Origin of the sequence: Nocardia amamiensis NBRC 102102 (genome assembly GCF_001612745.1) — a bacterium.
Lineage (GTDB): Bacteria > Actinomycetota > Actinomycetes > Mycobacteriales > Mycobacteriaceae > Nocardia > Nocardia amamiensis.
The window spans coordinates 1-26961 of record NZ_BDBA01000067.1; the positions used below are offsets into that span (position 1 = coordinate 1).

The following is a 26961-nucleotide window of genomic DNA, read 5'->3' on the forward strand; positions in this document are numbered from 1 at the left end:
GTGTCCTCGGTTCACTCGCTGACGCTCACTCATGACTCCGCCCCGCTCGACGCGACGTGCACGGCAGGTGTCGATGCTTCGGCCGCCTGCGTTCACGCCCTGCCCCCGAATCGTCGCTCCAGCAACCAGACCAGCAGCGCCTTCTGTGCGTGCAGCCGGTTCTCCGCCTCGTCCCAGACGACGCTGTGCGGACCGTCCAGCACCTCGTCGGTGACCTCCTCGCCGCGATGCGCGGGAAGACAGTGCAGCACAACGGCGTCCGGCTTGGCGTGCGCGAGCAGGTCGGCGTTGAGCTGGAACGGCCGGAACGGGCCGACCCGGTCCTTGCCGTCGTCTTCCTGCCCCATGGAGGTCCAGGTGTCGGTGACCAGCGCGTCGGCGCCCCATGCGGCCGCGATCGGATCGCCGGTCAGCGTGATGGTGGCTCCGGTCTCGGCGGCCCGCTTACGCGCGGCCTCCACGATCCAGGGCAGCGGCTCGAATCCGGCCGGCGCGGCGATGGTCACGTTCAGGCCGGCCGTGACGCCGCCGAGCAGCAGCGAGTGCGCCATGTTGTTGGCGCCGTCGCCGAAGTAGGCGAGTTCGCGCCCGGCCAGGTCGCCCTTGTGCTCGGCCAGCGTCTGCAGATCCGCGAGCACCTGGCATGGATGGAACTCGTTGGACAGCGCGTTGACCACCGGAACCGTGGCGGTGGCGGCCATCTCGTCGAGCCGGGACTGCTCGAAGGTGCGCCACACGATCGCGTCCACGTAGCGCGAGAGGACCCGGCCGGTGTCGCCGAGCGTCTCCTCCCGGCCCAGCTGGGTGTCGCGGCCGTCGACGACCACCGCGTGCCCGCCGAGCTGGGCGATGCCCATCTCGAAGGAGAACCTGGTGCGGGTGGAGTTCTTCTCGAAGATCACGCCGACGCCGCGCGGGCCTGCCAGCGGTTGCCGCGCGAACGGTTCCTTCTTGAGTTCGGCCGCGAGCGCGAGGATTTCGGCTTGCTCGGCCGGGCTGACGTCGTCGTCGCGCAGGAAGTGCCGCACGGAGGTCATTGCGTCACAACTCCTTTCGCGTCAGCGAGGGCGCCGTCGAGGATCTCCGGCAGATCGGCGACGAAGTTGTCCGCCTGCGTCTCGGTGAGCACCAGCGGCGGCGCGAGGCGGATCACGTCGGGTTTGGCCGGGTTGACGAGATACCCCGCCGCCCGCGCCCGCGCCTCGACCAGCGCCGACACGTTGTCGGTGAGCACGATGCCCAGCAGCAGTCCCGCGCCGCGCACCCGGTCGACCAGTGGATGCTCCAGCAGCTCGATGCCGTCGCTGAGGTGCTTGCCGACCGCCTCCACGTGCGAGAGCAAGTCGGTTTCATCGATCGTGCGCAGCACCGCGAGCGCGGCCGCGGCGCACACCGGGTTGCCGCCGAAAGTGGTGCCGTGCAGACCGGGCGTCAGCAATTCCGCCGCGCGTCCGTTGGCCAGCACCGCGCCGATGGGCAATCCGCCGCCGAGCCCCTTGGCCAGGGTGATCACGTCCGGCACGATGCCGACGGCAAGGTGTGCGTAGAACTTTCCGGTGCGGCCGATGCCGGTCTGCACCTCGTCGAGCACCAGCAGCGCCCCGTTGCGCGCCGTGATCTCGCGCGCTTTGGCCAAGTAGTCCAGCGGCGGCACCACTACGCCGCTCTCCCCCATGATCGGCTCCAGGAACACCGCGGCGGTGTCCTCGTCGACCACGGCGTCCAGCGCCTCGGCGTCACCGTAGGGCACATGCACGACACCGGGCGGCATCGGCTCGAACGGCGTCCGCTTGGCGGGCTGGCCGGTGAGCGCGAGCGCGCCCATGGTGCGGCCGTGGAAGGCCTCCTCGCACGCGACGATCTTGTGCCGCCCGGTCAATCGCGCGATCTTGAACGCCGCCTCGACCGCCTCGGCGCCGGAGTTGCAGAAGAACGCCCGGCCCTCGCCGTCGCCGAAGTGCGCGAGCAACCGCTCGGCCAGCTCGACGACCGGTTCGCTGGCGTACAGATTCGAGACGTGCCCGAGCGTGCCGAGCTGCTGGGTGACCGCTTCCAGGATCGCCGGGTGCGCGTGGCCGAGGCTGTTGACCGCGATGCCGCCAAGGAAGTCGACGTAGCGTTTGCCGTCCGCGTCGTAGACCACGGCGCCCGCCCCGCGCACCAGCGCGACCTGGGGTGTGCCGTAGTTGTTCATCAGCGCGGCAGACCACCGCTTCTGCAGTTCAGCTGTGCTCATTGTTTCGTTCCGTCCGGCGAGGCCGTCCCGTCGAGGGCGGGCGTCACCATCGTTCCGATTCCTTCTCCGGTGAACAGTTCCAGCAACACCGCATGCGGGACCCGTCCGTCGATCACATGCGCGGACGGCACCCCCGCTCGCACGGCGCGCAGGCAGGCTTCCATCTTGGGCACCATGCCCGCATCGAGCCTCGGGAGCAACTCGGCCAGCGCGGCCGTATCGATGCGTGTGGTGAGCGACGACCGGTCCGGCCAGTTCGTGTACAGACCCTCGACGTCGGTGAGCACCACCAACTTCTCGGCGCCGATGCCCTCGGCGAGTGCCGCCGCGGCGGTGTCGGCGTTGATGTTGTGCACCACGCCGTCGGCGTCCGGCGCGATCGTCGACACCACCGGGATGCGGCCCGCGCCGATGAGGTCGAGCACGGCGTCCGGGTTCACTTCGGTGACGTCGCCGACCAAGCCGATGTCGGTCGGCTCGCCGTCCACCTCGACGGTGCGGCGGGTGGCGGTGAACAGCCCGGCGTCCTCACCGGAGGTGCCGACCGCGTACGGGCCGTGCGCGTTGATCAGGCCGACCAGCTCGCGGCCGACCTGACCGAACAGCACCATCCGCACCACGTCCATCACCTCGGGCGTGGTCACCCGGAAGCCGCCGCGGAATTCGCCGTGCAGACCCAGCTTCTTCAGCATCGCGCTGATCTGCGGGCCGCCGCCGTGCACCACCACCGGGTGCACGCCGACCGTGCGCAGGAACGCCATGTCGGCGGCGAAGGCCCGCTTGAGGTTCTCGTCGATCATGGCGTTGCCGCCGTATTTGACGACGACGATCTTGTCCCGGAACTTCTGCAACCACGGCAGGGCATCGGCCAGAACGTGCGCTTTGTCCAGCGCGGAAAGCGTGTGCAGCACCTCACTCATGAGCTGTAGGCCGAGTTCTCTTCGACGTAACCGTGCGAAAGGTCGGTGGTGCGGATGGTTGCGCTCGCGGAGCCGGCGTTCAGGTCGATCAGCACCTCGATGTCGGCGCCGGACAGATCCACCTCGCGGGCGCCCGGCGCGCCGACGCCGTCCACGCACACCGGCTTTCCGTTGAACGACACCGAGATCCGGTTCGGATCGAGCGTCACCGGCGCCATGCCGACCGCGGCAAGCACCCGGCCCCAGTTCGGGTCGGAGCCGAACAGCGCCGTCTTGACCAGGCTGTCGCGGGCGACGGTGCGGGCCGCGGCCAGTGCTTCGTCGTCGGTCGCCGCTCCGGCGACGGTGACCAGCACCCGCTTGGTGACGCCCTCGGCGTCGGCCATCAGCTGGGCGGCCAGGTCGTCGCACACCGCGAGCACGGCGGCGTCGAGTTCCTCCTGGCTGGGGGTCACCTCGCTGGCGCCGTTGGCGAGCAGCAGCACGGTGTCGTTGGTGGAGCAGGAGCCGTCGACGTCGAGCCGGTCGAACGTGCGCCCGGTGGCGTTGCGCAGGGCGTGGTCGAGCTGGTCGGCGGTGACCGCGGCGTCGGTGGTGAGCACCACCAGCATGGTCGCCAGCGACGGGGCCAGCATGCCCGCGCCCTTGGCCATGCCGCCGACGTTCCACTTGTCGCGGTGATGGAACGCCGCTTCCTTGGGGACGGTGTCGGTGGTCATGATGGCCCAGGCGGCGTCCGAGCCGCCGGACAGGCCGCCACCCATCTCGTGCACGATCTCCGTGACGGCGGGAATCAGCTTGTCCATCGGGAGCCGGTCGCCGATCAGCCCGGTCGAACAGACCGCGATCTCCCCCGCACCGGTCTCGGTGCCCCAGTTGCTCAGCGCTGCCGCGAGTTCCTCCGCGGTCTTGTGCGTGTCCTGGAATCCGCCGGGGCCGGTGCAAGCGTTGGCGCCGCCGGAATTCAGGATCACCGCGCGCAGCCGCTTGCCGGTCAGCACCTGCTGCGACCACAGCACCGGCGCCGCCTTCACCTTGTTGCGGGTGAATACGCCCGCGGCCGGGTATTCCGGGCCTTCGTTGAACACCAGCGCGAGATCCGGCTTCCCGCTGGCCTTGATGCCCGCGGCGATGCCCGCCGCGCGGAAGCCGAGCGGGGCCGTCACGCCCTGGGTCCGGACCAGCTTGCCGCTAGCGGTATCGATTGTCGTCACGGTGCCACTCCTACGGTGGAAAGTCCTGCGGTCTCGTCGAAACCAAGTGCGAGGTTCATCGATTGCACCGCCGCGCCCGCGGTGCCCTTGGTCAAGTTGTCGATCGCTCCGATCACCACGAGCAGACCGGCATCGGCGTCCACGGCCACCTGCAGGGTGACGGCGTTGGAGCCCAGCACCGAACCGGTCTGCGGAAGCACGCCTTCCGGCAGCAGATGCACGAAAGGCTCGTCAGCGTAAGCTTTTTCGTAGACGGCGCGCGCCTGTGCGACGTCGACGCGGGTCGGCGCGGTGCAGGTCGCGAGGATGCCGCGCGGCATCGGCGCGAGCACCGGGGTGAACGACACCGCGACGTCCGTACCGCCCGCCGCCGTCAGGTTCTGCGTGATCTCCGGCGTGTGCCGGTGCGCGCCCGCGATGCCGTAGGCCCGCGCCGAGCCCATCACCTCGGAGCCCAGCAGCCCTACGTCGAGCTTCCGGCCCGCCCCGGACGTGCCGCTCACCGCGACCACATGCACGGCGGGCTCCACGATGCCCGCGGCGACCGCGGGGGCCAGCGCGAGGCTGGCGACGGTCGGGTAGCAGCCAGGGACCGCGATCCGCGTCGCGCCGCGCAGCTTCTCCCGGCCACCGGGCAGTTCGGGCAGACCGTAGGGCCAGCTGCCCGCGTGCGGGCTGCCGTAGTATTTCTCCCATGCCGCCGGGTCGGTGAGCCGGAAGTCGGCGCCGCAGTCGATGATCACCGTGGACTCGGGCAGCTCGGCGGCGATGGCGGCCGACTGACCATGGGGCAGCCCGAGGAAGACCACATCGTGTCCGGCCAGTTCGGCGGCCGTGGTCGGCGCCAGCACCCGATCGGCCAGCGGCAGCAGATGCGGCTGCAACTCCCCCAGCGCGGTTCCGGCGTTCGAGCCCGCGGTCAGCGCCCCGATGACGAGGCGCCCGGTTCGGTAGGCCGGATGACCCAGCAGCAGACGCAATACTTCACCGCCCGCGTACCCGCTGGCACCGGCTACCGCGACCCGGATGACGGGTCCGCCCGAGGAATCAACCATGTGATGATTATGCATGACTGTGCAAGCTCATTCACAGCCTGGGTCGCCCGGCTCGGTCACGGGCAGGGTGATACCCGGCCGGGAATGACGCAAACCGCACCAGCAACCGTACGCGCGGCGCTGCTGAGCCGGGTCCTCTGCGTGCACAGGCACGGCCCGTCCGGTGCCGACACGCTCGAGCCACGCCAACCCCCATGCGACGGCACAGCCGCGCGCCCGCGGCACCGCCCAAGTAAACGCGGCGCTCGGTCCAGTCGAGACCGGGCCGGGCAATCGGACGCCGGATCAGCACCGGCTCCCTGCTCTACCGCGCGGCACTGTCGGCTGCCATGGACGTCGCACGAGCTGTGCCGCACGACGCTCCCGTGCCGGCCGGCATCGTGACCTATCCCGACATCCAGCGCCTCCTCCCCGCTCGGTGAGAGTCCTGGCCAGCTGATGCGACGTGGACAACTCGCTGGGCGTCGATCCGTAGTGGCGACTGGATCGCAACGGTGGGTGCGGCGCTGCCGATGGCAGGCGGCTCACTGCTTGTGGACCACGCGCTCGCCCTCGCCGGGCTTCCAGATGGTGATATCGAGGTGGTCGTCGACGACCTCCACGGTCGAGGCGCCGGTGAGGTCGGCGACGTAGAAATGGTCGAATTCCTGGCCGCGGATGTCGAAACCGCTTTCGTCGAACAGCTGCTGGGCGAAGCGGGCGTGCACGGCTCTGTCGGGCAGGTCGACGACGGTGCCGAAGAGTTTGGCGTCGCCGTCGGAGACGTTCGTGTCGACGGTGGCGGTGTGCAGGCAGAAGCGCGGGTCACGGGCCAGGTCGCGGAACTTGGTCGTCCCCGGCATGCCCGCGATGACGAGGAAGTCCTCGAAGACGCGCGGCTCGACCGGGCTGATCCGCGGGGATCCGTCGGAACGGAGGGTGCCGAGCATGCAGAGGTTGCCCGCGGCACGGTGCCTGCGCAGGAAGATCTCGGCGACGTGCGGCGCTTCTTCGGTAAATCGGCTCCAAGTGGTCATGGAGACGACGGTACGGCGAATACTTGCCATCTTCTGTCAAGGTTTTCCGGCTAGTCTCGCGGGCATGCGGGCGAGTCGACTGGTGCAGCTGCTGTTGCTGCTGCAGACGCGCGGCCGGTTGACGGCGCCGGAACTGGCCAGGGAGCTGGAGGTGTCGGTGCGCACCGTGTACCGCGATATCGACGCGCTCTCGGCCGCGGGTGTCCCGGTGTACAGCGAGCCGGGCCGGGCGGGTGGCGTGCGGCTGGTCGACGGCTACCGGACCCGGCTCACCGGACTCACCACCGAGGAGGCCGACGCGGTACTGCTGACCGGATTGCCCGGGGCCGCAGCCGATCTCGGGCTCGGCACAGTCCTTGCCACCGCGCAGCTGAAGGTGCTCGCCGCGCTGCCGCCCGAACTGCGTGGGCGCGCGACGCGCATCGCCGAGCGGGTGCACGTGGACGCGCCTGGCTGGTTCCACCGACCGGACGAGACGCCGACGCTCGCGGCCGTCGCCGACGCGCTCTGGCACGACCGGAGGCTGCGCGTGCGGTACGGACGCAAGGACAAGGTGGTCGAACGCAGGCTCGACCCGCTGGGCCTGGTACTCAAAGCGGGTAACTGGTATCTGGTGGCCCGCGACGGCTCGGCGCTGCGTTCCTATCGGGTGAGCCGCATCCTCGCCGCCGAACCGACCGGCGAAACCTTCGTCCGCCCGGCGGAATTCGACTTGCGGGCACACTGGGCCGACTCCGCCGACGATTTCGCGCGCTCGATGCTGCGCGTACGGGCGCACTGCCGGATCGCGGCAAGCCACCTACGGCTGCTGCGGCTGATGAACGATCCGGCGGCGGTCGCGGAGGCGCTGGCCTCCGCGGGACCACCCGATGCCGAAGGGTGGGTGGAGGTGGTGGTGCCCGCCGAGTCCTACGAGGTGCTCGCGACGGGCATTCTTCCGCTCGGTGAGTTCGTCGAAGTGCTGGAACCGCCGCAGCTGCGTGCGCGACTCGCGGCGACAGCCGCAGCCATGCACGCGCGCTACTCCGGCGATTAGGCCACCCGCGGGGGTCTGGCGCGATCCAAGCTGACGCCGGGAAGTGTTGCCGCCCAGTGTGTTTCATCGGCGCCGCCGCGCAACTCGATGGCGCGGCCGAGTCGGCGCCGCGAGTACCGTCCTGTTCGCCCCGAGCAGCCGACCGCCGCGAGCCGGACGGTGTTGGTCCGGCTCGCGGCGGATCAGCCCCTCGTCCATCGACAACGGCGAATACGAGTGATCAGCGCAGCGACCGGAAGAATTCCCGCACGTCGACGGTCAGCAGATCCGGCGCCTCCATAGCCGCGAAATGCCCGCCGCGGTCGAACTCGGTCCACCGCACGATGTTGTGCGCGTCTTCGGCGAGCTTGCGGATGGACATATCGCCGGGGAAGAGCGCCGCCGCGGTCGGCACGTCGGACTTCTTCACCGGCGCGCCCCAAGCCGCGGACTCACTGTAGAGCCGGAGCGACGAGCCGAAGGTCGCGGTGAACCAGTAGAGACTGATGTTGGTCAGCAGCGCGTCGCGGCCCACCGCGTCCTCGGGCAGTTCGATGGCCGGGTTGGTGTACTGCCGGAACATGTCGGTGATCCAGGACAACAGCCCCACGGGCGAGTCGTGCACGCCGATCGCGAGCGTCTGCGGACGATTGGCTTGCAATGTCGCGTAGTCGTAGCGGGAATAGCCCTCCGGACCGGTCAGCACAGCAAGTTTCGCCTGATCTTCCTGGCTGTACTCGGATTCCGCACCGCCCGTGGGCCACTTCCCCGCGGACGCGGATTCATCCGCACCGCCCTGGGACCACTCCCCCGCGGACGCGGAATCCGCACCGTCCGTGGACCAGTCCCCCGCGGACGCAGATCCTTCCGCACCACTCGTGGACCAGTCCCCCGCGCCCGCGGATTCATCCGCGCCGCCCCAGGATTCGTCGCTGTCCCATGCGGGGATGGTGATCGGACCGTTCACGTGGATGCCGGCGAGGTGCTCGCGCGCGATGTGACCCAGCTGGGCGGCGACGAAGTATCCGGCGTCCCCGCCTTGCACGCCGTAGCGGTCATAGCCGAGCCGCGCCATGAGCGCGGCGACCACCTCCGCGAAGCGCTCGGTCGAGCCCGCTCCGGCGTCCGGGGCGACCTCGGAGAACGCGAACCCCGGCAGCGAGGGAATCACCAGATGGAACGCGTCCGCGGGATCGCCACCGTGCGCGCGCGGATCACTCAGCGGCCCGATCACCGGCAGGAACTCGACGAACGACGCGGGCCAGCCGTGGTTGAGCACCAGCGGAAGCGCATCCGGCTCCGGCGAACGCACATGCAGAAAGTGCACCTGCTGCCCATCGATATCGGTGACGAACTGCGGCAGCTCGTTCAGCTTCGCTTCCACGGCAGGCCAGTCGAATTCCGTGCGCCAGTACTCGGCCAGCGGCTTCAGGTAGGACACGCGCATGCCCTTGCCCCATTCGACGCCGGGCAGGTCTTGCGGCCACAGCGTGTTCGCGAGGCGGCGGTGCAGATCATCGATCTGCTCCTGGGCGATCTGGATACGGAAGGGGCGGATGTCCTGTTCGGTAGTCATGAACGCCACGGTAGAAGCCGCTTAGGACGACATCGTTCCTAAGTTTCCGGCATTCTGGCGAGATGTTGGAAACCTCGGCGCGCCTGCTCAAACTGCTCGCCCTGCTGCAGACTCACCGCGACTGGACCGGCGCCGAACTGGCCGAACGGCTCGGCGTCACCGGACGAACCGTGCGCCGCGACATCGACCGGCTGCGCGAACTCGGCTACCCGGTCCACGCGACCCAGGGCGCGGCCGGTTACCGGCTCGGCGCGGGCGCCGCGCTGCCGCCCTTGCTGCTCGACGACGACGAAGCGGTCGCGGTGGCGGTCGGTCTGCGCAGCGCTTCCGGCGCCGTGACCGGTCTCGAGGAAGCGTCGCTGCGCGCCCTGACCAAGCTCGAGCAGGTGCTGCCGCCCCGGTTGCGGCATCGCGTCCGCACGCTGCGCGGCGCCACACTGCGCGTCGCCCCGCCCGCCATAGCGGTCCACCCCGACACCCTCATGGCCATCGCGGAGACCTGCCAGCGACACGAACGCCTGCGATTCGACTACCGCTCGCACAACGGCACGCCCAGCCTGCGCACCGTCGAGCCGCACACGCTCGTCCACTTCAGCAGGCACTGGTACCTGGTCGCCTGGGACGTGGACCGCACCGACTGGCGCACCTTCCGGGTCGACCGGATCACCCCGCGCATTCCCACCGGCCCCCGGTTCACACCGCGGGAGCCGCCGGAAGGCGATGTCGCGACGTATCTTTCGATGCGGCTGTCACTCCATTCGTGGCCGCATCAGGCGACCGTGCTCCTACACCGATCCGCCGAGGACGCCGCCGACCGCGTATGGCCCGGGATGGGCGCCGTGGAGGCCGTCGACGACCACAGCTGCCGCCTGCATGTCGGCGCCGAGTCACCGGAGCAACTGGTGTGGATGATCACCTCGGTGGACCTCGACTTCACCGTGCTCGCCGGGCCGCAGGAACTCATCGACGCCATCCGCGCCCAAGCCACCCGCTGCGACCATGCCCTGCGCGGCTTCGCTGCGCCCTAGACGCTGCCGCACAAGACTTCTCGGCCACTGCCTTGCCCGCCGCGACGGAGTCGAGATCAGCTCACCCACAGGAGGTCTCGGATCGGCTCGTTGTGTGCGAGCCGGGCTGTTGCACCGGCCGGGTTTCGCCGGCTATCTGCCGGTGCTGTCACCGAACAGCTCTTCGCGCGTTTCGGCCGGGGTTCGCCCGTAGTGCTCTCGATAGGCTTCGCGGAACCTGCGCGTGCTGGGAAACCCTTCCTCGAAGGCGATTCTGTCCAGGTCGACTGGCAGCGCAGTGGTCAATCGCCGATGTGCGCTCTGGACGCGGATCCGCCGCAGCATCGCACCGGGCGAGGGGTATCCGGCCTTTTTCAGTGCTCTGTACAGTGTCGTCTCGCTGATGTCCAACATCGCGGCGATGGCCTCAGGCGTCACACTGCGGTCGTTCGCGTGTTCTTCGATAAGACGTCGTGCGCGTTCCGCGTCTGCAGCATGCTTGCCGGACTTGATTGCTGGGAATGGGTTGAGTGCCCCGTCGAGCAGCGTGAGCGCACTGGAAAATGCGACGCTGAAATCTGCTGCCGTCCAGCCCTCGACCTCGACGAGCAATCGAACCTGTGTATCCAGCGCGCGCACCAAAGGACGCTTCTCATCCAACGCGAGCGGGGCGTCTGCGGCGCGTGCGAGATCGATCGACTTTTCGGGGACAGTCATGATCAATGCGCTGATGGTCTCGTCGTGCGTCATGAACAGAGGGCGGTCCCAATGGAAAAAGCCGATTTTGCCAGGGTGGAAGATTTCCCTGGAATCACCCTGTTCGAACTTGAAACTCCCTTGCAGTGGAACTAGGAGCCGGTAGCTGTGGTCGCCGTCGTCTCGCACATTGCGTTGCGAGCGCTGGTAGTCGAGTGCGGCGGAAGTGAACCTGACGATCTGGAATTGGCCGACGTTCTGAGCAAGCGCATTCGAGTGGAAGTCCTCGGCGCGGAACCCCAACCCAACCGATCCCTGCCTGCGCTTGAGGTACCAATCCCAGGACGCAGCTGGATCTTCATCGTCGGTCGAGAAGTCCTCTCTCCGATATTCCGCATCGGTCACACGGACCCCGTTTCGCGCACCCGCCGCAAGTTACAAAGCCGGCCACAAGATTACAAGATCGCAGGAAGGGCTACCAGCGGCTCCAGCCGTGCCAGAGGCGCGCGCCCACAGCGTGTCCAGATGCGTGAGCAACTCCTCAGCTATCGACTGTGCGCGGGGCTCAGCGTGGCGATCCGGCGATGGGTGAACCCCGATGTCACTTTGCGCGGCCCCGAACCCGGGACGGTTCACCCTGCCTGTCCGCCGACCCGTGGCCAGGAGAGCGTGGATTCGGACGTCGGTCGCTCGTGCGGCATGCGAAGCGGCCAGAAAATGACCGCGAATGGACAAGAAAACGGTAGAGACCCGGCGGCGGCGAGACCTAGTGTGCGAGAAAACCTTTCGCAAGCTCCCACAACTCGAGGCGGCGATATTGACGAGATCGCACAACCGACCCTGCAACCGGCGTCCGGGGCGGCGGTGATCGCGATGTCGGGATGGAGGCGGTATGGACGGTCGACGTGGCAGCCATCGAGACGTTCGCGGCTGGAATCGCTTGTCGAGAGGCTTCAGCTGCAGGACGGGTGGACCGTCGACGAGCTCGTCACCTCGGTGGAGCGGATGCGCGGGCGCAGGATCGTGCGAGCGCCACTGCCAGAGAATGCTCCGGTCGGACTGTTCGGGTTGTGGCTGGCCCGTCCGGCTGACGATGTCGTGCTGTATCGCAAGTCGTCGGATCCGCTGATGGAACGGCACGTGGTGGCACACGAGGTTGCCCATATGCTGCTCGAGCACGGGTCCAGGACCTCGCCGGGCGAGCCGGCGACGTCGCTGGTCGGTGTGGACGTCGGCCGTGGGCTCGGGTCGAGCGTGTCAACGATGCAAGCTGCTCGCGGGGCCAGCGCCTACGACGACGAATGCGAGTACGAAGCGGAGTTGTTGGCGACGCTGATCCTGACCGGGGACCGCAGGAAAGGCATCCTGCGGCGTGATCGCATGACGTCGGAGTTCTGATGCGGAACCGGCTTGCGGATCGGCTGCTGGTCCTGTCGGTGGTGCAACTGCTGCGCCTGGATCGGGACTCGCGTGCGCTGCGCCGTCTGTATCCGGTGTGGCGGGATCTGACCGCGGCGACGCCTGAGGTCGTTTTGACCTTGCGCCCCGGCGACCGACGCGGATCTTCGACTGCCGAACGCCTGCACCGCCGCCGGGTGGAGATTCTGGACGCGGCGGCCATCGTCGGCCGGTGGGCGGTGCCAGTGCCAGAAGACCTCGATCACCTGGTCGAGGACAGCGACGTGTCCGAATACGATCGGGAGGCTTTGCGTAGCGTGCGGGAGCTCGCCGCCGCATCGTGGCGGCTCGTCGCGATCGGAGGAACACACCGAGCCGGGGATCCGCCACTGAGCCACTATCACGTGCCAGATTTGAAAACGCTTGTGCGGTTCTGGCAGCCGGCTCGAGATTCGGCTGGGCACTCAGGACACGGGAGAACCTCCACAAGACTGAATTTCGACGGCCTCTCGACTTACCTTGCTCGCCGGGCCGCAGGAACGCCCTGACTCATCCGCGCCCGAACGACCCGCGGGATCGTGCCGTGCGCGCTTCTCCGCGGCGGGAACATCTTCGTCCGCCGTCTCGGTCGGATCAGCAGGTCCAATCCAGCACTGGTGCCAGCGATCTGAGCTGTATCGAAGAGGGAATCGCGCGTACCACAGTGTTGCGGACCGCGACGACAGGCGCGAACGAGAGTTGCGCCGCCGCGCCGAGGCGGCGGGAGCGGTCGGCGATCATCCGTGTGCGCGGCCTGCGCTCCCGGTCGTAGCGGGTGAGATCTCCCTCGGCGGCCGCCCTGGCCAGCACCACCGCGTCCTCCAGTGCCTGGCAGGCACCCTGTCCGAGGGTGGGCATCATCGCGTGCGCCGCGTCGCCGACCAGCGCGATGCGCCCGCCACAGAGGTTTTCACCGTGGGCAGATCGTAGAGGTCGTGCTTCAGCAGGTCGGTTTCTCCGGCCGCCGCGAGCAGGGCGGGGATCGGCTCGTGCCAGCCGCCGAATCGCTCATGCAGCTCGGCCAGCCCGCCGCCTGGGGCGCCCTCGGGCATGTTCGCCGTCGCGAAGCAGTAGACCCGGCCGTCAGCGATCGCGCCGTAGCCGAAACGCTCACCGCGGCCCCAGGTTTCGCCCATGCCGATGATCGGCTCGTGCGGCGTGACGACGACCCGCCACGCGGTATAGCCGCCATAGCGCGGCCGCACCTCCCCGCAGACCGCGCGGCGCACCACGCTGCGGATGCCGTCGGCGCCGACGACGATGTCGCCGCTGGACGTTCCGGCCGAGTGCCGCACCGTGCCATCGACTCCGGCTTCGGTCACCGTGACGCCGGTGCGCACCGCGTCCGCGGGGATCGTCGAGCGCAGGATGTGCACCAGATCGGCGCGGTGCATCATGATCGGGCTGCCGTAGCGCGCCCGGATCGCCTCGGCGTCCATCCGCGTCAACCAGCGGCCCGCTGGGTCCCGGATGCCCGCCGGCCCTCCCTCGCCGGCACGCTCGCGGACCCGATCGCCGAGACCGAGCGCGTCGAGGGCGCGAAGAGCGTTGGGCCACAAGGACAATCCAGCGCCGAGTGCGGTGATCTCGGTGGCTCGTTCGAGCACTTCGACATCCCACCCTGCCGGTGGAAGGCCACAGCCGCCGCCAGACCGCCGATGCCACCGCCCACGACGACCGCTTCCGACATGGCTTCCCCTTTCTCCCGCCCGCTCCGCGGGCTGCTCACCTCGACGGTACTACTAATGTAGTGTGCGGCTCGGCGGCTGTAACCAGCATCACTACCGATGTAGTATTGCGGTGTGTCCACAAAGCGCGAACTCGTCCTGGACGCGGCGATCGAGCTGCTGGGGTCCCGCGGCACCCGCGCGCTCACCCATCGGGCAGTCGACGAGGTCGCCGACATGCCCGCCGGGTCGGCCTCCAACTACTTCCGCACCCGCGAGGCGCTGCTGACCGGCATCGCCGAGCGGCTCGAAGCACGCGACTACGCGGACTGGGAAGCGCTCAGCCGCAGGCCCGTACCGCGCACGATCGATGAACTCGTCGACGGCATGGCCGCCTTCGTCGTCCACGCGGCGCGCACCGACCGGATACGAACGCTGGCCCGCTATGCCCTGTTCCTGGAAGCGCAGACCATGCCCGCGCTGCGCAAGAGCGTGCGGCGCGAACACCGCCGACTGACCGACTGGGCCGTCGCCCTGCTGGCGGGAGTCGGCGGCGACCAGGCGGCGACGCGGATCCTCGTCGCCCAGTTCGACGGAATCATCCTGCACCAGCTGGTGAATCCGGCGCCGGACTTCGATCCACGCCCCGCGTTGGATCGGTTGGTGCGCGCGCTGATCGGCGGCGCGCCCGGCTGACGCCGGCGAACGGAATCGCCGCCTTGGCTGACGATCACCACTGCGGCAAAACCGCACTCGGCGGACACCCGCCAGCCACCCGCGTTCCCAATCTCTCAGGTCAGCTAGTCGTCGTCGTTCAGCAGACCCAGCTCTCGTTCGGCGTGCAGCAGGGCCAGCGCGTCGATTCCGCGGTGCAGGATCTCGTCCACGCCGACGTCATCTGCTCGCGGGCGCAGATAGATCAACGCGTCGAGGGCCGCATCACTTCCGGCGACACGCAAGGCCTCGTCACGGCTGACCGGCCCGTCACCGCATTCCTGGCGGATCACGAAGGCGTACAGGATGCGCCGGACGTCCTGCTGCAGCTCGGTCGCCTTCAGGTACCGATTGATCTCGGCGGCGGCGTCGGCGTGGGACCCCTCGGATTCGGTGACGGTTGCCGTGTAGGTGTAGTTCTCGTCGGACCGAGTCCAGCGCGCGCCGGTGAGATGGACCGTCTCGAAACCTACGTCGGAGAGCCGCTCGGCAATCTGGAACGGATCGTCACACAGTAGGTAACCGGGTGTGTGCTCAGCGAGTCCAGCCCGTTGCGGATATGCCTCCCAGACGACCTTGGTCACCCACCTAACCTAGCCGACAATTACGTTGCGCACCTGGAGAATCCGCCGAGAAGGCAGTGCTGACCGGACTGTTGCGAGGAGTCCGGTGCAAGCGAACCGGCGATCTTCCAGCCGTTGGCGATACCCGGCCTGCTGCAGACAGCCGACTATTCGCGAACCCTCGATCGCGAGTTCTTCCGTGACGAGACTGACGACGAACTGGACCGGCGCATCGCACTGCGGGCCCAACGTCGAACAATCCTCACCCGGAGCCGCCAACCGGTCAGGCTGCGCGCGGTGGTACACGAGGCAGCGCTACGAACCGTCGTAGGTAACCGGCGTGTGATGACAGCACAGTTGCGGCATGTCGCGGACATGAGCACGCGCGACAACATCGAGGTGCGGGTATTGCCATACAGAGCCGGATTTCCCTTCGGGATGGCGCTGCCACCGTTCGTGAACCTGGACTTCCCCGCGACACGCGGTGCAGGCCGAGCGAACCAGCTGTGGTGTTTGCTGAAAACTTCACAGGCGGGATGTACTTCGAGCACGCACCGGACGTACGGAGGTACCGTGAAGCGTTCGAGAGGGGGTCTTTGCGGTGAGCATAGATGCTCGTCCGAGCCGCGACATGATACGTGAGATAGCAAGGGAGCCCGTGAGTGAGCGCTGATCTGACCAATGCCCGCTGATTCAAGTCCAGTCACAGCTCCGGCGGGCAAGACTGCGTCGAGGTCGCTTTCCTCAAAGGAGGCCATGTTGGAGTCCGGGACTCCAAGAACCCGACTGGCCCCGCGCTGGTCTTCACCCCCGGCGAGTGGCAGGCGCTCACCGCAGGCGTGATCGATGCTGTGTTCAACCGCCCCACTGCCTGATCGCCCCGATTTCTCGGGCGGCCCTGCACTGGCAATCGCACCAGTGCAGGGCCTTTCAGTTCTCCAGTCACCGAACCGACTGACGGCCGTGCACGCAAATATCAACACCAGCGGCCCGTGTTGGCCAGGTTCGCTGCCGAACTCCGAAAACCCTTCGGTATCCAGTTGTTGGCCGCCTCACGGTCGACGAAATTGCGGGTCGCACGAGTCGGCCTGCTGATCCGAGCGCAGAGTGCCCGCGCCGGACACCGGTCACATGGTCCACCAGCTGCTAGCGGGTCGCTTTGAATCGAATCCTGGACAGACGCGCCAACAAGCCGAATTCGCCTGCGAGGCAAACGGAAAAGTGCAGATCAGAGTACGTTTCCGGTTGCCTGAAGCGAGTCGGGTCGGCTAGTCTTCGAACATGTGTTCGGGTGGGGAGAAATCGTTGTCGCCGGCGGTGGTGCCGCTGGCGGACGCGGTCGCGGGTCTGCTCGAGCTGCCGCTGACCAGGTTGTCCGATGACGGGGTTGTCGATCTGCTGCGTGGTATCGAGGCCTGCGCCCGCAGGTTGGCGGCGGTGTCGCACCGGCTGCTGGTAGAGGTGGAGGAGCGCTCGATCCCGGCCCGTGCCGGGGCACGTACCAGTAAGCGGTTTCTGGTGGAAACCCTGCGATTGTCCTCGGCCGACGCGGGCAGCCGGGTCGCGGCGGTGCGGGACCTCGGCGTCTGGCACACCATGGACGGCGCCGACACCGCACCAGTCCTGCCGCATACCGCCGCGGCGCAGGCTGCGGGCGAAATCTCGGCCGATCATGCACGAGGGATCGCGGCGGTGATGAAGCGGGTGCCACGCGGGATCGAGGACGCCGATCGAGAAGCGGCCGAACAGATCCTGGCCGAATTCGCCCGCTCCGGGTCCCCGGACGACATCAGCAAGGTCGGCGATCGCATCCTCGCCCACCTCGACCCCGACGGGAGACTGACTGACGACGTTGATCGGAAGAGGATGCGCGGCATCACCCTCGGGCGTCAACGCGCGGACGGCATGACCCCGATCCACGGAGAGATCACCCCACTGCTGCGGGCGCTGCTTGATCCGATCCTGGCCAAGTTCGCCCGTCCCGGCATCAACAACCCCGAAGACCCCGACAGCCCCACCGGCCTGGACGGGCCGATCGACCCCCACGCCCTGGCCGACGCCGCGCAACGTGATCACCGCTCGACCGCCCAACGCAACCACGACGCCCTGGTGGCGGTGCTGCAACCTGGGCTGGCCTTGGATCGGCTGGGCAGTCACCGGGGGTTGCCGGTGTCGGCGATTCTGACCATGAGCATTGACGATGTCGAAAAGAGGTCGGGGGTGGCGACTACTGCCTCCGGCGGCAGCGTCCCCATCGGCGAAGCATTGAAACTAGCCGAACAAGCGCACCTGTTCTTGGCCGTGTTCGACCACCGCGGGCTACCTTTACATTTGGGCCGGGCCAAGCGGCTGGCCACCCCCGCGCAACGGCTGGCGTTGATCGCCGCCCTACGCGGCTGCTCCCGCCCGGGCTGCGACGCGCCCGCCACCCTCACCGCCGTACACCACATCACCGACTACGCCCGCGGCGGCGCCACCGACATCACCAACGAAACCCTCGCCTGCGACCACTGCCACTCCCTCGTCCACGACGGACCCGGCGGCTGGAAAACCGTAATCCGCGGCGAGGATGCACGATTCCCCGGGCGAGCAGGATGGATCGCGCCACCCCACATCGACCCCGACCAGATCCCACGCGTGAACCACCGCCACCACAGCGGCGAACTACTCACCGAAACCCTCACCCGCATCCACGCACACAACCACCGACAACACGAACAACACCGCCAGCAACAGCGGCAACCCCCGCAACCCGGCAACACTGCCGCCTGATGGGAGGTAGCGGAGTAAACCGCTGGCATAGGACACGCACCTACGCCCCAGACGGACCATCTATCCGCCGAGGGGAAGCCGCGACGAAGGTGTTGCGAGGCGCCCCATCCGTCGCGAACCATCAACGGATCCCGCGCAGGCGCTGGGTCGCCTGCGTCGAAAGGCGCTGCAGCCAGGTCAGCAGTGCGTCGGTGACCTCCGCGGGCCGCTCTTCCATGACGTAGTGGTCCGGCTCGACAATGCGGGTGAGAGTGGCGTTCGCTAGTCGCCACGCCAGATCCTCGGCAATGGTGAAGGGGCAGGCGGTGTCTCGATCACCCCAGACGATCGCGGTCGGGCAGCGGACAGGTCGGCGAGCTGTGGTTCGCAGCCGCACGCTGTAACCGGCGAAATAGTCCGCGTACCGTTCGCGGCCCGAACGGGTATCCAGCCATCCGACGTAGCTGTCGAGCAGGGCGGCGTCGAAAGCACCTTGCCGAACATAGCGTTTCATGGCGCGACTGTCCGTTGCCACTTGATCTGACGCTGAAGATGGGTCGTGAGCGGTGTGCGTCAGGTAGATGGCAGACGATAGTTTGGGAGACTTGCCATATTGTTGGCGCAAACTGGTGTTGGCTATGGGCGATGTCGGCCCTCGATGCTCTGCGAGGCGACGAAGGGTTTCAATCGGTCGCGGTGCCTGACGGATCGAACTGAAAATGTTCGAGGATCCGTGGATCACCGGTGGGGGCGTTGGTAAGGCACCAGGTGTCGAAGTCCTCGCGGCGGTAACGGGCATCGGCCGGAACGAGGCGGATTTGGGGCCGCTTCTCGTCCATCCACCAGATGAGAAAGTCGGTGGTGGTGCCTTGGGTGGGCCATCGGCTGGCGCCGTCAGGAAGCAACAGAACATCGACGAATCCGGCGACGGGCAGCCCCAGATCGATGAAGATGCCGATCGTGCCAGGCCGTGGGATCAGCGCGACGGTTCCGGTCAGGCGTTGTCCGAGAACGAGTTTGGAGCGCAGCCGATCCCAGATGTCCGGGTCCGCGCGCAGGTGATCCCAGTTGTATTGATCGTGTGGTTGATCCTCGTTATCCGGTTCGGGCATGTCGGTGAGCCTATCCGTGCCAGCGGTCGGGCAGTGGAGAAGACCTCGCCGAACTGAGAGACCAGGCCAGCGCGACGACAACGAGGATGGCGATAACCTGACAACCACCTCAGATTCGCCGCATGGACCGGAGACATGTCACCGAGCCTGCGATAATGCCACCCGACCGAATCACACAGTGCCGCAGTCCGATCGAATGTCGCCCGATCATCGGCGTCGATACGCGAGTCCGGGCGGACATCGACCACGACCGCCCCGCCGTCGCGCAGCCGCAGGAAGAAGTCCGGGACATGCTGTTTCCCCCGGCCAGGACAATCGGAATGGCTGGGAGCCGATCCCGCTCACCTGCGGTGACGAGTCGAACGACATCAGCCAATCACGCTCCACCCACGATTCGTAGGTGGCGAGCAGGTGACGGCGGTCTCGCGCACGGTGACAGCATCCGAGGTGCCCGCAGGAGTCCGGTACCAGCAGGTCGATCTCGCCAGGCCGGAGAACCTGGCATCAGCGTTCGACGGGGCCGAGACGCTTTTTCTGTTGACGTCCGGTGATTTCGTCGCTGCTGGCGGCAATGTCGCTGATGTGATGGATGTCGTGCAGGGCGCCGGTATTCGGCGGGTTGTTCTGCTGTCCTCGCAAGGGGTCAGTACCGGCAGCCATCCGTCCGCGCTGGAAGACGTCGTCAAAGAATCCGGTGTCGAATGGACGATGCTGCGCCCGGGAGGCTTCGCGTCCAACGCGCTGCAGTGGGCGGAAATGGTTCGCACGCACCGAACGGTCTCGGCACCGTTCGGTGATGTCGCGCTACCGGTCATCGATCCGGCCGACATCGCCGCCGTCGCCGCTGTCACGTTGCTCGACAGCAGCCACAACGGCAGAACCTACGACCTGACCGGACCGGCACCGATCTCACCGCGCCAGCAAGCCGCCGACATCGGTGCGGCACTCGGCGAACCGGTCCGCTTCGTCGAACTGTCCCGTGCCGAGGCCAAAGCGCAGATGGTGCAGTTCATGCCCGAACCCATTGTCGAGGCCACCCTTGACATCCTCGGCTCACCCAAACCTGCCGAGCAGCAGGTCAGCCCCGACACCGAACGACTGCTCGGCCGCGGCCCGCGAACCTTCGCCGAGTGGGCCGCCCGCAACACCGCAGCCTTCAAATAGCCACTGAGATAACGTCGGGTGGCAGATCTCAATAGATTTCGGCCGAAGGTCAGTGATTCGATCACCCGCGAGGATTGTCCGGAACGGACAGCCACGTCGCACATCCTGATTCCCGACGAATTCGACGAATTCCGGCGTCACCTCGGGTTCCGGGGATCGATCAGTGTTGCGGCTCGGGTGCTGGATCCTTCGCTGTAGTCGCACGCCGCGCCGGGCGGGCGCTCGGAAGCGCCCCAGCCGAACCAATCCGGAGCGATCACCCGCCGAGTCGCCGCGAGTGCGCTGATCTGGGCCCGCCAGCAGGAGTGGTTCTGTGGGTAGCCGTGCAGCAGCAGGACCGGTTCCCCCTCGCCCCGGTCCAGACAGCGCACCCGCGCAGCCGCCACCGTCATGCTGCGCAGCCTCGTATCCGGTACCTCCGTCATGACCTCACGCTAGGCCCATCCCGGCCCCATGACATCGGCGCGTGGTGGGACCCTGTTCTTCGCCCCAGGACGGACGAATACTCCGCCAGTGCGCGGAAGCAGGCCGTTCGCCCACGGCGAGTATGGCTGAGCCCGCGATCGGCAACCGCGGACAATTACACGTGAGCACACGGTGACCAACCGTCGCACGGTCATGTATTTCACAGCTGCTCCGGAATATGCGGGAGAAGGTCCGCGGCGGCGGTCGCGCCGGTAGAAGAAGCTGTGCAGGAGGTCGACAACATGCGGGGTCGGGGCGTCGGCGTCATCGATCACCGGGATCATCCGCGCTTGTTGCATCAGGCGAGCCAGGTCCATGAACGGCGCCGCTGCTCACTGCGCTCGTCAGAATCGCACTCGCGACAACATCGAAGAGGTGATCGGCGCGCGGCGCCAGCGAGGGTTGATCGCCGAGCCAGGCGAGCATGGCGATCAACGCGAACAAATCGGCGCCATCGAGATCGCTGCGCGCCATGCCCGCAGCCTGGGCGCGGGTAAGGAGCCGCGCCCCGGCTGCGCGCAGGGTGAGGCACGAAGCGTGGAGTGCGGATTCGGTGTCCTCGATGGCGGCTGCCATCAGTACGGTCACGCCCCGATACTCGGTTGTCCACGCGACGCAGTCGCGCAGCCACGAAATGAGAGCGTCTTCGGGCGAGTTCGACGTCTCGAGCTCGCCTGCCTTTGCCGTCAGTTCGTCGAAACTCGTGCGGAGCAAGGCCTCGAGCAGCGACTCGCGCGTCGGGAAGTGACGCAACAGCGTCGCGAGGCCGACGTCGGCTCTGCGCGCGATGTCGCGCAGTGACACGTCGGCGCCTTGCTCGGTGATGGCGATGCCCGCTACTGCGAGCAGGTGGTCACGGTTCTTCCTGGCGTCGGCCCGCATCTGCTCCTCTTGACTATCCGGATCAGTGGTCCATATATTCGGATCAGTGGTCCGGATATGCGGATCACTGATCCGATAAGCGTATCCCGCAGCGCGGGCAGGAGAAAATGATGCCGACACGCACGATGAAGGCGATCCGGTTGCACGAGCACGGCGGCCCCGAAGTACTGCGTTACGACGAGGTGCCGATTCCCGAGCCGAGGTCGGGAGAGGTGGTCGTTCGCGTGCACGCGGTCGGCGTCAATCCCCCCGACTGGTATCTGCGCGACGGGCTGACCAACCTGCCTCCGGAGACGAGACCGAAGTTCAGCTTGCCCGTGATTCCGGGGACGGACGTCTCGGGCGTCGTCGAGGCCGTCGCCGCAGACGTGGACGGACTCACCGTCGGTGATGAAGTCTTCGGTCTGCTTCGCTTTCCCAGCTTCGATGGCAGCGCGTATGCCGAGTACGTGGCCGCGCCTGCGTCGGACCTCGCACGCAAGCCGGCCGGCATCGATCACATACACGCCGCCGGGACGCCGATGGCCGGGCTGACGGCTTGGCAGTTCCTGATCGAACTCGGACACGATCACCCGTCGCCCTTCCAGGCAGCGCAGCATCGCCCGATGGCGCTGAACGCCGACACGACGATGCTCATCAACGGCGCCGCGGGCGGCGTGGGGCACTTCGCACTACAGCTGGCGAAATGGAAAGGCGCCCAAGTCATCGCGGTGGCGTCGGGCGCGCACGAATCGTTCCTGCGCGACCTCGGCGCCGACCAGTTCATCGACTACACCAAGAATCGTCCCGAGGAACTCGCGCACGACGTCGACCTCGTTCTCGACACCGTCGGTGGTCGCGACAGCAGTCGCTTCCTGCGCACGATCCAGCGCGGCGGCGCCCTGTACCCGGTTTTCTTCGGCGATTACGACGACGAAGAGACCGCGAGGCTGGGCGTCACCGTCTCGGGCACCCAGGTCCGCTCGAACGGCGCGCAGCTCGCTGAACTGGGACGCCTGCTCGACGAGGGCACGGTCCGCGTCGCGATAGACAGCACATTTCCACTCGCGGACGCCCGAGCGGCACATGAACGCGCCGCCCGCGGGCACATCCAAGGCAAGATCGTGCTCACGGTCGCTCGCGAACGAGCCGTTTCGTAGCCACGTACACACGTCGGTATACCAACGGTCGCGAGATCGACTGGCCAGCAACTGATTTGCCCGTTCGATCACGTGCATATCGGTAGAAGCATTCTCGCGCATCCGGTCTCGCAGGGACGTGGTCGAAATCGGAGGACCGGTTCCAGCGAGGCGTCGGCGGTCAGGTGCCAGTTCGGTTTCGAACACCTCGGCCGCACCGTCAGAAAAATGTACGCAGTAAGTCGACTACACGCGGCGTCGGGGCGTCGGCGTCATCGATCACCGGGATGAGCCGCCACTTGTCGAAGGCAGTGCATGGGTGAGAGAGGCCGAGGCGCACAACCGCGCCGATCGGCAATTCCGTTGCGGCGGCGCCTGGTAGGCGCAAGAAGGTGTGCTGGTCGTTGAGTGCCGACACCGTGGCGTCCGGGTCCAGTGGTGTGCTTTTCGGTCCGGCGATGCGCTGTGGAATCGGGAATCCCTCATCGAATGGCAGATCGCGCTTTCCCGCATCCAGCAGGGCGAGCCCGGGCTCCGGGCGGGAGAGCGTGCGCGCCCAGCCGTGCATCGCGGAGCGCAACGGCCGCTCGCTGCGGGGTGCCGCCAAGGGCGACATGGCCGCGTAGAAGCCGTCGTCATGGATGACGTACGCCCCGGAGCGCAGGACTACCGTGGTCGCGACGCCACGTGCGCCCTGCTCGTCGGCGAGCGGGGCGAGGTATTCGACCGCCAGCTCCGGATAGGCACTGCCGCCCGCGGTGACGATCGCCGACCCCGGGAAAAGCCCGGCAGCGGCGAGTTCGTGATGCAGGCGGGCGAGTTCTGCGAGATAGTCGCGCACCGCGCGAATGCCATTCGGGGTGCGGTCGTGTGCGAGCGCGCCCTCGTAACCGCCGACCCCGGCCAGCGTCAGCCGCGACGCCCGATCGATCGCGCGCGCGACGGCATGCGCTTGCTCGACCGTCCGTGCTCCGGTCCGGCCGCGCGGCCCGCCGAGTTCGACGAGTACCCGGACGCGCTCCGATCCCGGCGCGGTGCGCAGGTGCTCGTCCATCAGCGCGACCGTCTCGACGCTGTCGGCCCAGCAGACGAACTCGAAACCAGGGTCGTTCGCCAATTCCACTGCCAACCAGTGCAATCCGACCGGATCGACCATCGCGTTGGCCAGCAGCACGCGCGCGACGCCGAAGGAGCGCGCCAGTTGCGTCTGCCAGATGGTGGCCAGGGTGATCCCCCATGAGCCCGCGGCCAGCTGATCGGCCCACAGCTGCGGGGCCATCGTAGTCTTACCGTGCGGCGCGAGTCGCACGCCGGCCGCGCGCACCCAGTCGGCCATCACCGCGATGTTCGTCGCGACCGCCGCGCGGTCGACGGTCAGCACCGGCGTTTCCAGCTGATCGAGAGCCGGTGCCATGGCGAGGAATTCTCGCACGGTACGGCCCCAGGAAGTCGGCGGCATGCCCTTGTGTTCGGGGCCGATAACGCGATCCCCGAGTGCCGCGACAGCTGATTCGTCAATCGACACGGCGCTCCTTCCCGGCCAGGTCCGGCGGCTTCTCATCTCCACTAACCGAGCATCGATGTGTTGGTGACACTATTCCCCCACGGCACGAGCCCAAGACGTGGCGGCATGGTGTTCTGCCCGGGAGCGACCGGGTGGTTCCGGGGCGGCGACACGGCTGCTCGGTCGATAGGCACGGACCTACTCAACAGTTCGAGCGTCGAAGCGGTGCCGACAGAATTCCCGCGCGCCACCCCTGGAAGTCGGCGGTATGCCGTTGAGCTGCGTGCCAATCGTGCGATCCGATGGGCCGTGACAGCCGCTACATCGATCGACACCTCGTCCCGAGCCGTCCGAGCCCGGCTCCTTGGCGGCGCACCTCTGCCCTGCGAATCGGCACCAGCCGCTCAGCCGGAGTTGCGCAGGGCGGTGGCGAGACCGTTCATGGTCAGCAGAATTCCGCGCTTGACCAATTCCGAGTCGTCCCCCGCGCGCAGGCGGCGCAGCAGCTCCACCTGCATCTGGTTGAGCGGCTCCAGGTACGGGAAGCGGTTGTGGATGGACTCGGCCAGCGAAGGGTTGTCGGCCAGGAGGTGATCGTTGCCGGTGATCGCGGCGTGCATGCGGATGGTCCTGGCGTGCTCGTCGCGGATCATGCCGAAGATCTGCTCCCGCAGCGCCACGTCGTCGACGAGTTCGGCGTAGCGGGCGGCGATGTCCAGATCGCTCTTGGCCATCACCTGAGCCAGATTGGACAGCACCGTCCGGAAGAACGGCCAGCGGCGGTACAGATCCGCCAGTGTCGCAAGACGCTCCGGGTCGCCGCCGATCCACTCCTCCAGCGCGGTGCCGGTGCCGTACCAGCCCGGCAGCATCACCCGCGCCTGGCTCCAGGACATCACCCACGGGATGGCACGCAGGTCGGCGACCGAGCTGGTCGGCTTGCGCGACGCGGGCCTGCTGCCGATGTTCAGGTCGCCGACCTCGGCGACGGGCGTCGACTGACGGAAATATTCGACGAAACCTGGTGTTTCGTGCACCAAACGCGCATACGCCGCACGGGCGCGCGCCGCCAGGTCGTCCATGATCCCGTAGGACGGCTCCGCGTCGGGCCCGAGGCCTTCCACGTCCAGCAGGGTCGACTCCAGCGTGCCCGCGATCAGCGACTCCAGATTGCGATGCGCCGCACCGGGTTCGGCGTACTTGGCGGCGATCACTTCACCCTGCTCGGTGAGCCGCAGCGAGCCGCGCACCACACCCGCGGGCTGGGCCAGGATCGCGTCGTAACTGCGTCCGCCGCCGCGGCCCACCGTGCCGCCGCGACCATGGAACAGCCGCAACCGGATTCCGGTCTTGCGGGCCACCTCGACCAGGTCCAGCTCGGCCCGGTACAACGCCCAGTTGGCGGCGAGGTATCCGCCGTCCTTGTTGGAGTCGGAGTAGCCGAGCATCACTTCCTGGCGCATGCCCTGCGCCGCAACCAGCTCGCGGTACACCGGAACCTCCAGCGCCGCGGACAGCGTGGCCGCCCCGGCGCCGAGGTCCTCGATGGTCTCGAACAGCGGCACGATGCCCACCGGGCAGCTCGGCGGCTCGCCGGGCTCACCCGGATCGAGCAGTCCGCCCTCCTTCAGCAGCAGAGCGGCTTCCAGCAGGTCGCTGACCGACGTGCACATGCTGATGATGTAGTTCGGCACCGCTTCCGCACCGAGGGCTTCCACCACCTCCCGTGCGGCGCGGACGATGCCGAGCTCCTTCGCGGCCAGCTCGCTCAGCCGCGCGTGCGGGCCGAGCAGCGGGCGGCGGGTGCTCAGCTCGGCCGCGAGCAGCTCCACCCGCCCCGCCTCCGGCAGACTCGCGTAGTCGGGGTGCACCCCTGCCCAGGCCAGCAGCTCCGCGACCACCTGCTCGTGCATCTCGGAGTTCTGCCGCATGTCCAGGCCTTGCAGGTGGAAGCCGAACGTCTCCAGGGCGTAGCGCAGCGTGGCGAGGCGGTCGTCGGCGAGCAGGTCGTCACCGCTGCGACGCAGCGAGGCGTCCACGGCGTCCAGGTCGTCCAGCACCGCCTGGGGTGTCGAGTAGGGGCGAGCCCCGGCATCGAGGCCGTTCGGCGGAACCTCCCCGAGCGCTGCCTGCGCCGTGGCGGTCAGGCGAGCACGAATATGGTGCAGCGCACGGCGATACGGCTCGTCGGCGTGCATGGCGGGATCGGGATATCCGGTCTCGGCGAGCGCGGCCACCTCGGGCGTCACCGCGACGAGCCGGGCCGACAGCGACAGCGTCTTCTCCAACTCGACCAGCTCGTGCAGATAGCGCTCGAACGCGACGCCCGCGGCGCGGTAGGCGGCCTGACGCACGACATCGGCGGTGACGTAGGGATTTCCGTCCCGGTCGCCGCCGATCCACGAGCCGGGCCGCAGCATCGGGCGCGGCAGCAGCTCCACACCGGGCCAGCGTGAGCGCAGCGCGGCGCGCACCTCGGCGTTGATCGCCGGGATCACGTCGAACAGGGTGAGGTCGTAATAGCGCAAACCCACCGAAATCTCGTCCTGGATGCGCAAACGGGCCAACCGGATCAGCGCCGTGCGCCACAGGCTGAGCACCTGGCGGCGAATCTGCGACTCGAGGTCGGCGCGCTCGCGTTCGCTCTCGGCATAGCGCTGGCGCCGCCGCAGCAACTCGGTGATCCGGGCCTGCGCGTCGAAGACGGTGCGGCGGCGGGTCTCCGTCGGGTGCGCGGTGATCACCGGCGACACCAGCGCGTCGGCCAGCAGGTCGGCGACCCGTTGGCCGTCCAGCGCCGCCGCGTCCAGCTTGCGGTAGGTCGCCGCGAGCGAGGAATCCTGTGGCGG

Annotated in this window: 25 protein-coding genes and 3 pseudogenes; 10 read left to right on the forward strand and 18 right to left on the reverse strand. The window is 67.8% G+C overall.

Annotated elements, in window-relative coordinates; genetic code table 11:
- Nucleotides 1–92 precede the first annotated feature (92 nt).
- The 6 genes from argF to NA4_RS14945 form a co-directional block, all read right to left on the reverse strand.
- Entirely contained in the window at nt 93–1037 is a 945-nt protein-coding gene (gene argF, locus NA4_RS14920; protein WP_067470224.1) for an ornithine carbamoyltransferase, read from the reverse strand.
- Nucleotides 1034–2236 carry an acetylornithine transaminase gene (locus tag NA4_RS14925; protein WP_067470225.1) on the reverse strand — a complete coding sequence of 401 codons (1203 nt, stop codon included), beginning with the start codon at nt 2234–2236 and terminating at the stop codon, nt 1034–1036. The genes argF and NA4_RS14925 overlap by 4 nt, the downstream gene beginning before the upstream one ends.
- Nucleotides 2233–3156: an acetylglutamate kinase gene (gene argB / locus NA4_RS14930; RefSeq protein ID WP_067470226.1), complete on the reverse strand. Its 924-nt coding sequence runs from the start codon at nt 3154–3156 to the stop codon at nt 2233–2235. The genes NA4_RS14925 and argB overlap by 4 nt, the downstream gene beginning before the upstream one ends.
- The gene (gene argJ / locus NA4_RS14935) at nt 3153–4370 is read right to left on the reverse strand and encodes a bifunctional glutamate N-acetyltransferase/amino-acid acetyltransferase ArgJ (protein WP_067470227.1); all 1218 of its coding nucleotides are present in this window, start codon (nt 4368–4370) and stop codon (nt 3153–3155) included. The genes argB and argJ overlap by 4 nt, the downstream gene beginning before the upstream one ends.
- Nucleotides 4367–5425 carry an N-acetyl-gamma-glutamyl-phosphate reductase gene (argC, locus tag NA4_RS14940; protein WP_067470228.1) on the reverse strand — a complete coding sequence of 353 codons (1059 nt, stop codon included), beginning with the start codon at nt 5423–5425 and terminating at the stop codon, nt 4367–4369. The genes argJ and argC overlap by 4 nt, the downstream gene beginning before the upstream one ends.
- A gap of 524 nt (nt 5426–5949) precedes the next feature.
- Entirely contained in the window at nt 5950–6441 is a 492-nt protein-coding gene (locus tag NA4_RS14945) for a pyridoxamine 5'-phosphate oxidase family protein (protein ID WP_067470229.1), read from the reverse strand.
- Between the two features lie 64 nt (nt 6442–6505).
- Here NA4_RS14945 and NA4_RS14950 point away from each other — a divergent pair, with 64 nt between their 5' ends.
- Nucleotides 6506–7477, forward strand: coding sequence for a helix-turn-helix transcriptional regulator (locus tag NA4_RS14950; RefSeq protein WP_067470230.1), 972 nt, complete (start codon nt 6506–6508; stop codon nt 7475–7477).
- 220 nt (nt 7478–7697) lie between these two features.
- Here the strand turns inward: NA4_RS14950 and NA4_RS42595 are convergent, their stop codons facing one another.
- A complete protein-coding gene (locus NA4_RS42595; protein WP_084497108.1) occupies nt 7698–9032 on the reverse strand; it encodes an epoxide hydrolase family protein in 1335 nt (444 codons plus the stop codon).
- Between the two features lie 62 nt (nt 9033–9094).
- Here NA4_RS42595 and NA4_RS14960 point away from each other — a divergent pair, with 62 nt between their 5' ends.
- Nucleotides 9095–10060: a helix-turn-helix transcriptional regulator gene (locus NA4_RS14960; RefSeq protein WP_067470232.1), complete on the forward strand. Its 966-nt coding sequence runs from the start codon at nt 9095–9097 to the stop codon at nt 10058–10060.
- A gap of 132 nt (nt 10061–10192) precedes the next feature.
- Here the strand turns inward: NA4_RS14960 and NA4_RS14965 are convergent, their stop codons facing one another.
- Entirely contained in the window at nt 10193–11140 is a 948-nt protein-coding gene (locus NA4_RS14965; protein WP_084497105.1) for an AraC family transcriptional regulator, read from the reverse strand.
- Nucleotides 11141–11608: 468 nt separating this feature from the next.
- Here NA4_RS14965 and NA4_RS14970 point away from each other — a divergent pair, with 468 nt between their 5' ends.
- Nucleotides 11609–12133, forward strand: coding sequence for a hypothetical protein (locus tag NA4_RS14970; protein WP_157129016.1), 525 nt, complete (start codon nt 11609–11611; stop codon nt 12131–12133).
- Complete coding sequence (locus NA4_RS14975) at nt 12133–12681, forward strand: DUF6545 domain-containing protein (RefSeq protein WP_067470235.1); 549 nt, start codon at nt 12133–12135, stop codon at nt 12679–12681. The genes NA4_RS14970 and NA4_RS14975 overlap by 1 nt, the downstream gene beginning before the upstream one ends.
- 85 nt (nt 12682–12766) lie before the next feature.
- Here NA4_RS14975 and NA4_RS42600 read toward each other — a convergent pair whose 3' ends face one another.
- Together NA4_RS42600 and NA4_RS14980 are read right to left on the reverse strand one after the other, a co-directional pair.
- A complete protein-coding gene (locus tag NA4_RS42600) occupies nt 12767–13033 on the reverse strand; it encodes a hypothetical protein (RefSeq protein ID WP_245671369.1) in 267 nt (88 codons plus the stop codon).
- Nucleotides 13030–13779: a flavin-dependent monooxygenase gene (locus tag NA4_RS14980; protein WP_245671370.1), complete on the reverse strand. Its 750-nt coding sequence runs from the start codon at nt 13777–13779 to the stop codon at nt 13030–13032. Before NA4_RS14980 ends, NA4_RS42600 begins: the two co-directional genes overlap by 4 nt.
- A gap of 195 nt (nt 13780–13974) precedes the next feature.
- On the opposite strand from NA4_RS14980, the gene NA4_RS14985 reads away from it, so the two are divergent.
- Entirely contained in the window at nt 13975–14535 is a 561-nt protein-coding gene (locus tag NA4_RS14985) for a TetR/AcrR family transcriptional regulator (protein WP_067470236.1), read from the forward strand.
- A gap of 104 nt (nt 14536–14639) precedes the next feature.
- Here NA4_RS14985 and NA4_RS41395 read toward each other — a convergent pair whose 3' ends face one another.
- Nucleotides 14640–15137: a hypothetical protein gene (locus NA4_RS41395; protein WP_067470237.1), complete on the reverse strand. Its 498-nt coding sequence runs from the start codon at nt 15135–15137 to the stop codon at nt 14640–14642.
- A 90-nt stretch (nt 15138–15227) separates the two neighbouring features.
- Between NA4_RS41395 and NA4_RS43660 the strand changes: the two are divergent.
- From NA4_RS43660 to NA4_RS14995, 3 genes and pseudogenes are all read left to right on the forward strand, one after another.
- A pseudogene (locus NA4_RS43660) lies at nt 15228–15758 on the forward strand (DUF5753 domain-containing protein); the annotation flags it as partial.
- Between the two features lie 62 nt (nt 15759–15820).
- Nucleotides 15821–15991 (forward strand): annotated as a pseudogene (locus NA4_RS39125) (DUF397 domain-containing protein); the annotation flags it as partial.
- Between the two features lie 406 nt (nt 15992–16397).
- The gene (locus NA4_RS14995) at nt 16398–17888 is read left to right on the forward strand and encodes an HNH endonuclease signature motif containing protein (RefSeq protein ID WP_067470238.1); all 1491 of its coding nucleotides are present in this window, start codon (nt 16398–16400) and stop codon (nt 17886–17888) included.
- A gap of 121 nt (nt 17889–18009) precedes the next feature.
- Here NA4_RS14995 and NA4_RS15000 read toward each other — a convergent pair whose 3' ends face one another.
- The 3 genes and pseudogenes from NA4_RS15000 to NA4_RS43665 all read right to left on the reverse strand — a co-directional run.
- A complete protein-coding gene (locus tag NA4_RS15000; protein ID WP_067470239.1) occupies nt 18010–18381 on the reverse strand; it encodes an alpha/beta fold hydrolase in 372 nt (123 codons plus the stop codon).
- A 169-nt stretch (nt 18382–18550) separates the two neighbouring features.
- On the reverse strand, nt 18551–18979 hold the full coding sequence (locus NA4_RS40385; RefSeq protein WP_067470240.1) for a hypothetical protein: 429 nt from the start codon (nt 18977–18979) through the stop codon (nt 18551–18553).
- Nucleotides 18862–19275, reverse strand: a pseudogene (locus tag NA4_RS43665) (TnsA-like heteromeric transposase endonuclease subunit); the annotation flags it as partial. The pseudogene NA4_RS43665 and the gene NA4_RS40385, both read right to left, overlap by 118 nt.
- A gap of 115 nt (nt 19276–19390) precedes the next feature.
- On the opposite strand from NA4_RS43665, the gene NA4_RS15010 reads away from it, so the two are divergent.
- On the forward strand, nt 19391–20143 hold the full coding sequence (locus NA4_RS15010) for an NAD(P)H-binding protein (protein ID WP_067470241.1): 753 nt from the start codon (nt 19391–19393) through the stop codon (nt 20141–20143).
- A gap of 137 nt (nt 20144–20280) precedes the next feature.
- Here NA4_RS15010 and NA4_RS15015 read toward each other — a convergent pair whose 3' ends face one another.
- A complete protein-coding gene (locus NA4_RS15015; protein ID WP_067470242.1) occupies nt 20281–20568 on the reverse strand; it encodes an alpha/beta fold hydrolase in 288 nt (95 codons plus the stop codon).
- A 304-nt stretch (nt 20569–20872) separates the two neighbouring features.
- Nucleotides 20873–21490 (reverse strand): TetR/AcrR family transcriptional regulator, encoded by a 618-nt coding sequence (locus NA4_RS15020; protein WP_067470243.1) that lies wholly within the window; start codon nt 21488–21490, stop codon nt 20873–20875.
- A gap of 107 nt (nt 21491–21597) precedes the next feature.
- On the opposite strand from NA4_RS15020, the gene NA4_RS15025 reads away from it, so the two are divergent.
- Nucleotides 21598–22629 (forward strand): NADP-dependent oxidoreductase, encoded by a 1032-nt coding sequence (locus tag NA4_RS15025; RefSeq protein WP_245671371.1) that lies wholly within the window; start codon nt 21598–21600, stop codon nt 22627–22629.
- 199 nt (nt 22630–22828) lie between these two features.
- Here the strand turns inward: NA4_RS15025 and NA4_RS15030 are convergent, their stop codons facing one another.
- Both NA4_RS15030 and ppc read right to left on the reverse strand, forming a co-directional pair.
- Nucleotides 22829–24169 carry a type III PLP-dependent enzyme domain-containing protein gene (locus NA4_RS15030; protein WP_067470244.1) on the reverse strand — a complete coding sequence of 447 codons (1341 nt, stop codon included), beginning with the start codon at nt 24167–24169 and terminating at the stop codon, nt 22829–22831.
- Nucleotides 24170–24516: 347 nt separating this feature from the next.
- The coding region (ppc, locus tag NA4_RS15035; RefSeq protein ID WP_067470245.1) for a phosphoenolpyruvate carboxylase at nt 24517–26961 on the reverse strand (2445 nt) is incomplete at its 5' end.

Bases quoted from the DNA above. Each gene is read 5' to 3' on its own strand.
- NA4_RS42600 (WP_245671369.1), bottom strand. From the start codon at position 13,033: ATGATGCCCACCCTCGGACAGGGTGCCTGCCAGGCACTGGAGGACGCG.
- NA4_RS40385 (WP_067470240.1), bottom strand. From the start codon at position 18,979: ATGCCCGAACCGGATAACGAGGATCAACCACACGATCAATACAACTGG.
- NA4_RS15025 (WP_245671371.1), top strand. From the start codon at position 21,598: ATGATGCCGACACGCACGATGAAGGCGATCCGGTTGCACGAGCACGGC.
- NA4_RS15020 (WP_067470243.1), bottom strand. From the start codon at position 21,490: ATGCGGGCCGACGCCAGGAAGAACCGTGACCACCTGCTCGCAGTAGCG.
- NA4_RS15030 (WP_067470244.1), bottom strand. From the start codon at position 24,169: ATGAGAAGCCGCCGGACCTGGCCGGGAAGGAGCGCCGTGTCGATTGAC.
- NA4_RS14945 (WP_067470229.1), bottom strand. From the start codon at position 6,441: ATGACCACTTGGAGCCGATTTACCGAAGAAGCGCCGCACGTCGCCGAG.
- argF (WP_067470224.1), bottom strand. From the start codon at position 1,037: ATGACCTCCGTGCGGCACTTCCTGCGCGACGACGACGTCAGCCCGGCC.
- NA4_RS15015 (WP_067470242.1), bottom strand. From the start codon at position 20,568: ATGACGGAGGTACCGGATACGAGGCTGCGCAGCATGACGGTGGCGGCT.
- argB (WP_067470226.1), bottom strand. From the start codon at position 3,156: ATGAGTGAGGTGCTGCACACGCTTTCCGCGCTGGACAAAGCGCACGTT.
- NA4_RS14950 (WP_067470230.1), top strand. From the start codon at position 6,506: ATGCGGGCGAGTCGACTGGTGCAGCTGCTGTTGCTGCTGCAGACGCGC.
- NA4_RS15000 (WP_067470239.1), bottom strand. From the start codon at position 18,381: ATGAAACGCTATGTTCGGCAAGGTGCTTTCGACGCCGCCCTGCTCGAC.
- NA4_RS14960 (WP_067470232.1), top strand. From the start codon at position 9,095: ATGTTGGAAACCTCGGCGCGCCTGCTCAAACTGCTCGCCCTGCTGCAG.
- NA4_RS14995 (WP_067470238.1), top strand. From the start codon at position 16,398: ATGTGTTCGGGTGGGGAGAAATCGTTGTCGCCGGCGGTGGTGCCGCTG.
- NA4_RS42595 (WP_084497108.1), bottom strand. From the start codon at position 9,032: ATGACTACCGAACAGGACATCCGCCCCTTCCGTATCCAGATCGCCCAG.
- NA4_RS14925 (WP_067470225.1), bottom strand. From the start codon at position 2,236: ATGAGCACAGCTGAACTGCAGAAGCGGTGGTCTGCCGCGCTGATGAAC.
- NA4_RS14970 (WP_157129016.1), top strand. From the start codon at position 11,609: ATGTCGGGATGGAGGCGGTATGGACGGTCGACGTGGCAGCCATCGAGA.
- argC (WP_067470228.1), bottom strand. From the start codon at position 5,425: ATGGTTGATTCCTCGGGCGGACCCGTCATCCGGGTCGCGGTAGCCGGT.
- NA4_RS14975 (WP_067470235.1), top strand. From the start codon at position 12,133: ATGCGGAACCGGCTTGCGGATCGGCTGCTGGTCCTGTCGGTGGTGCAA.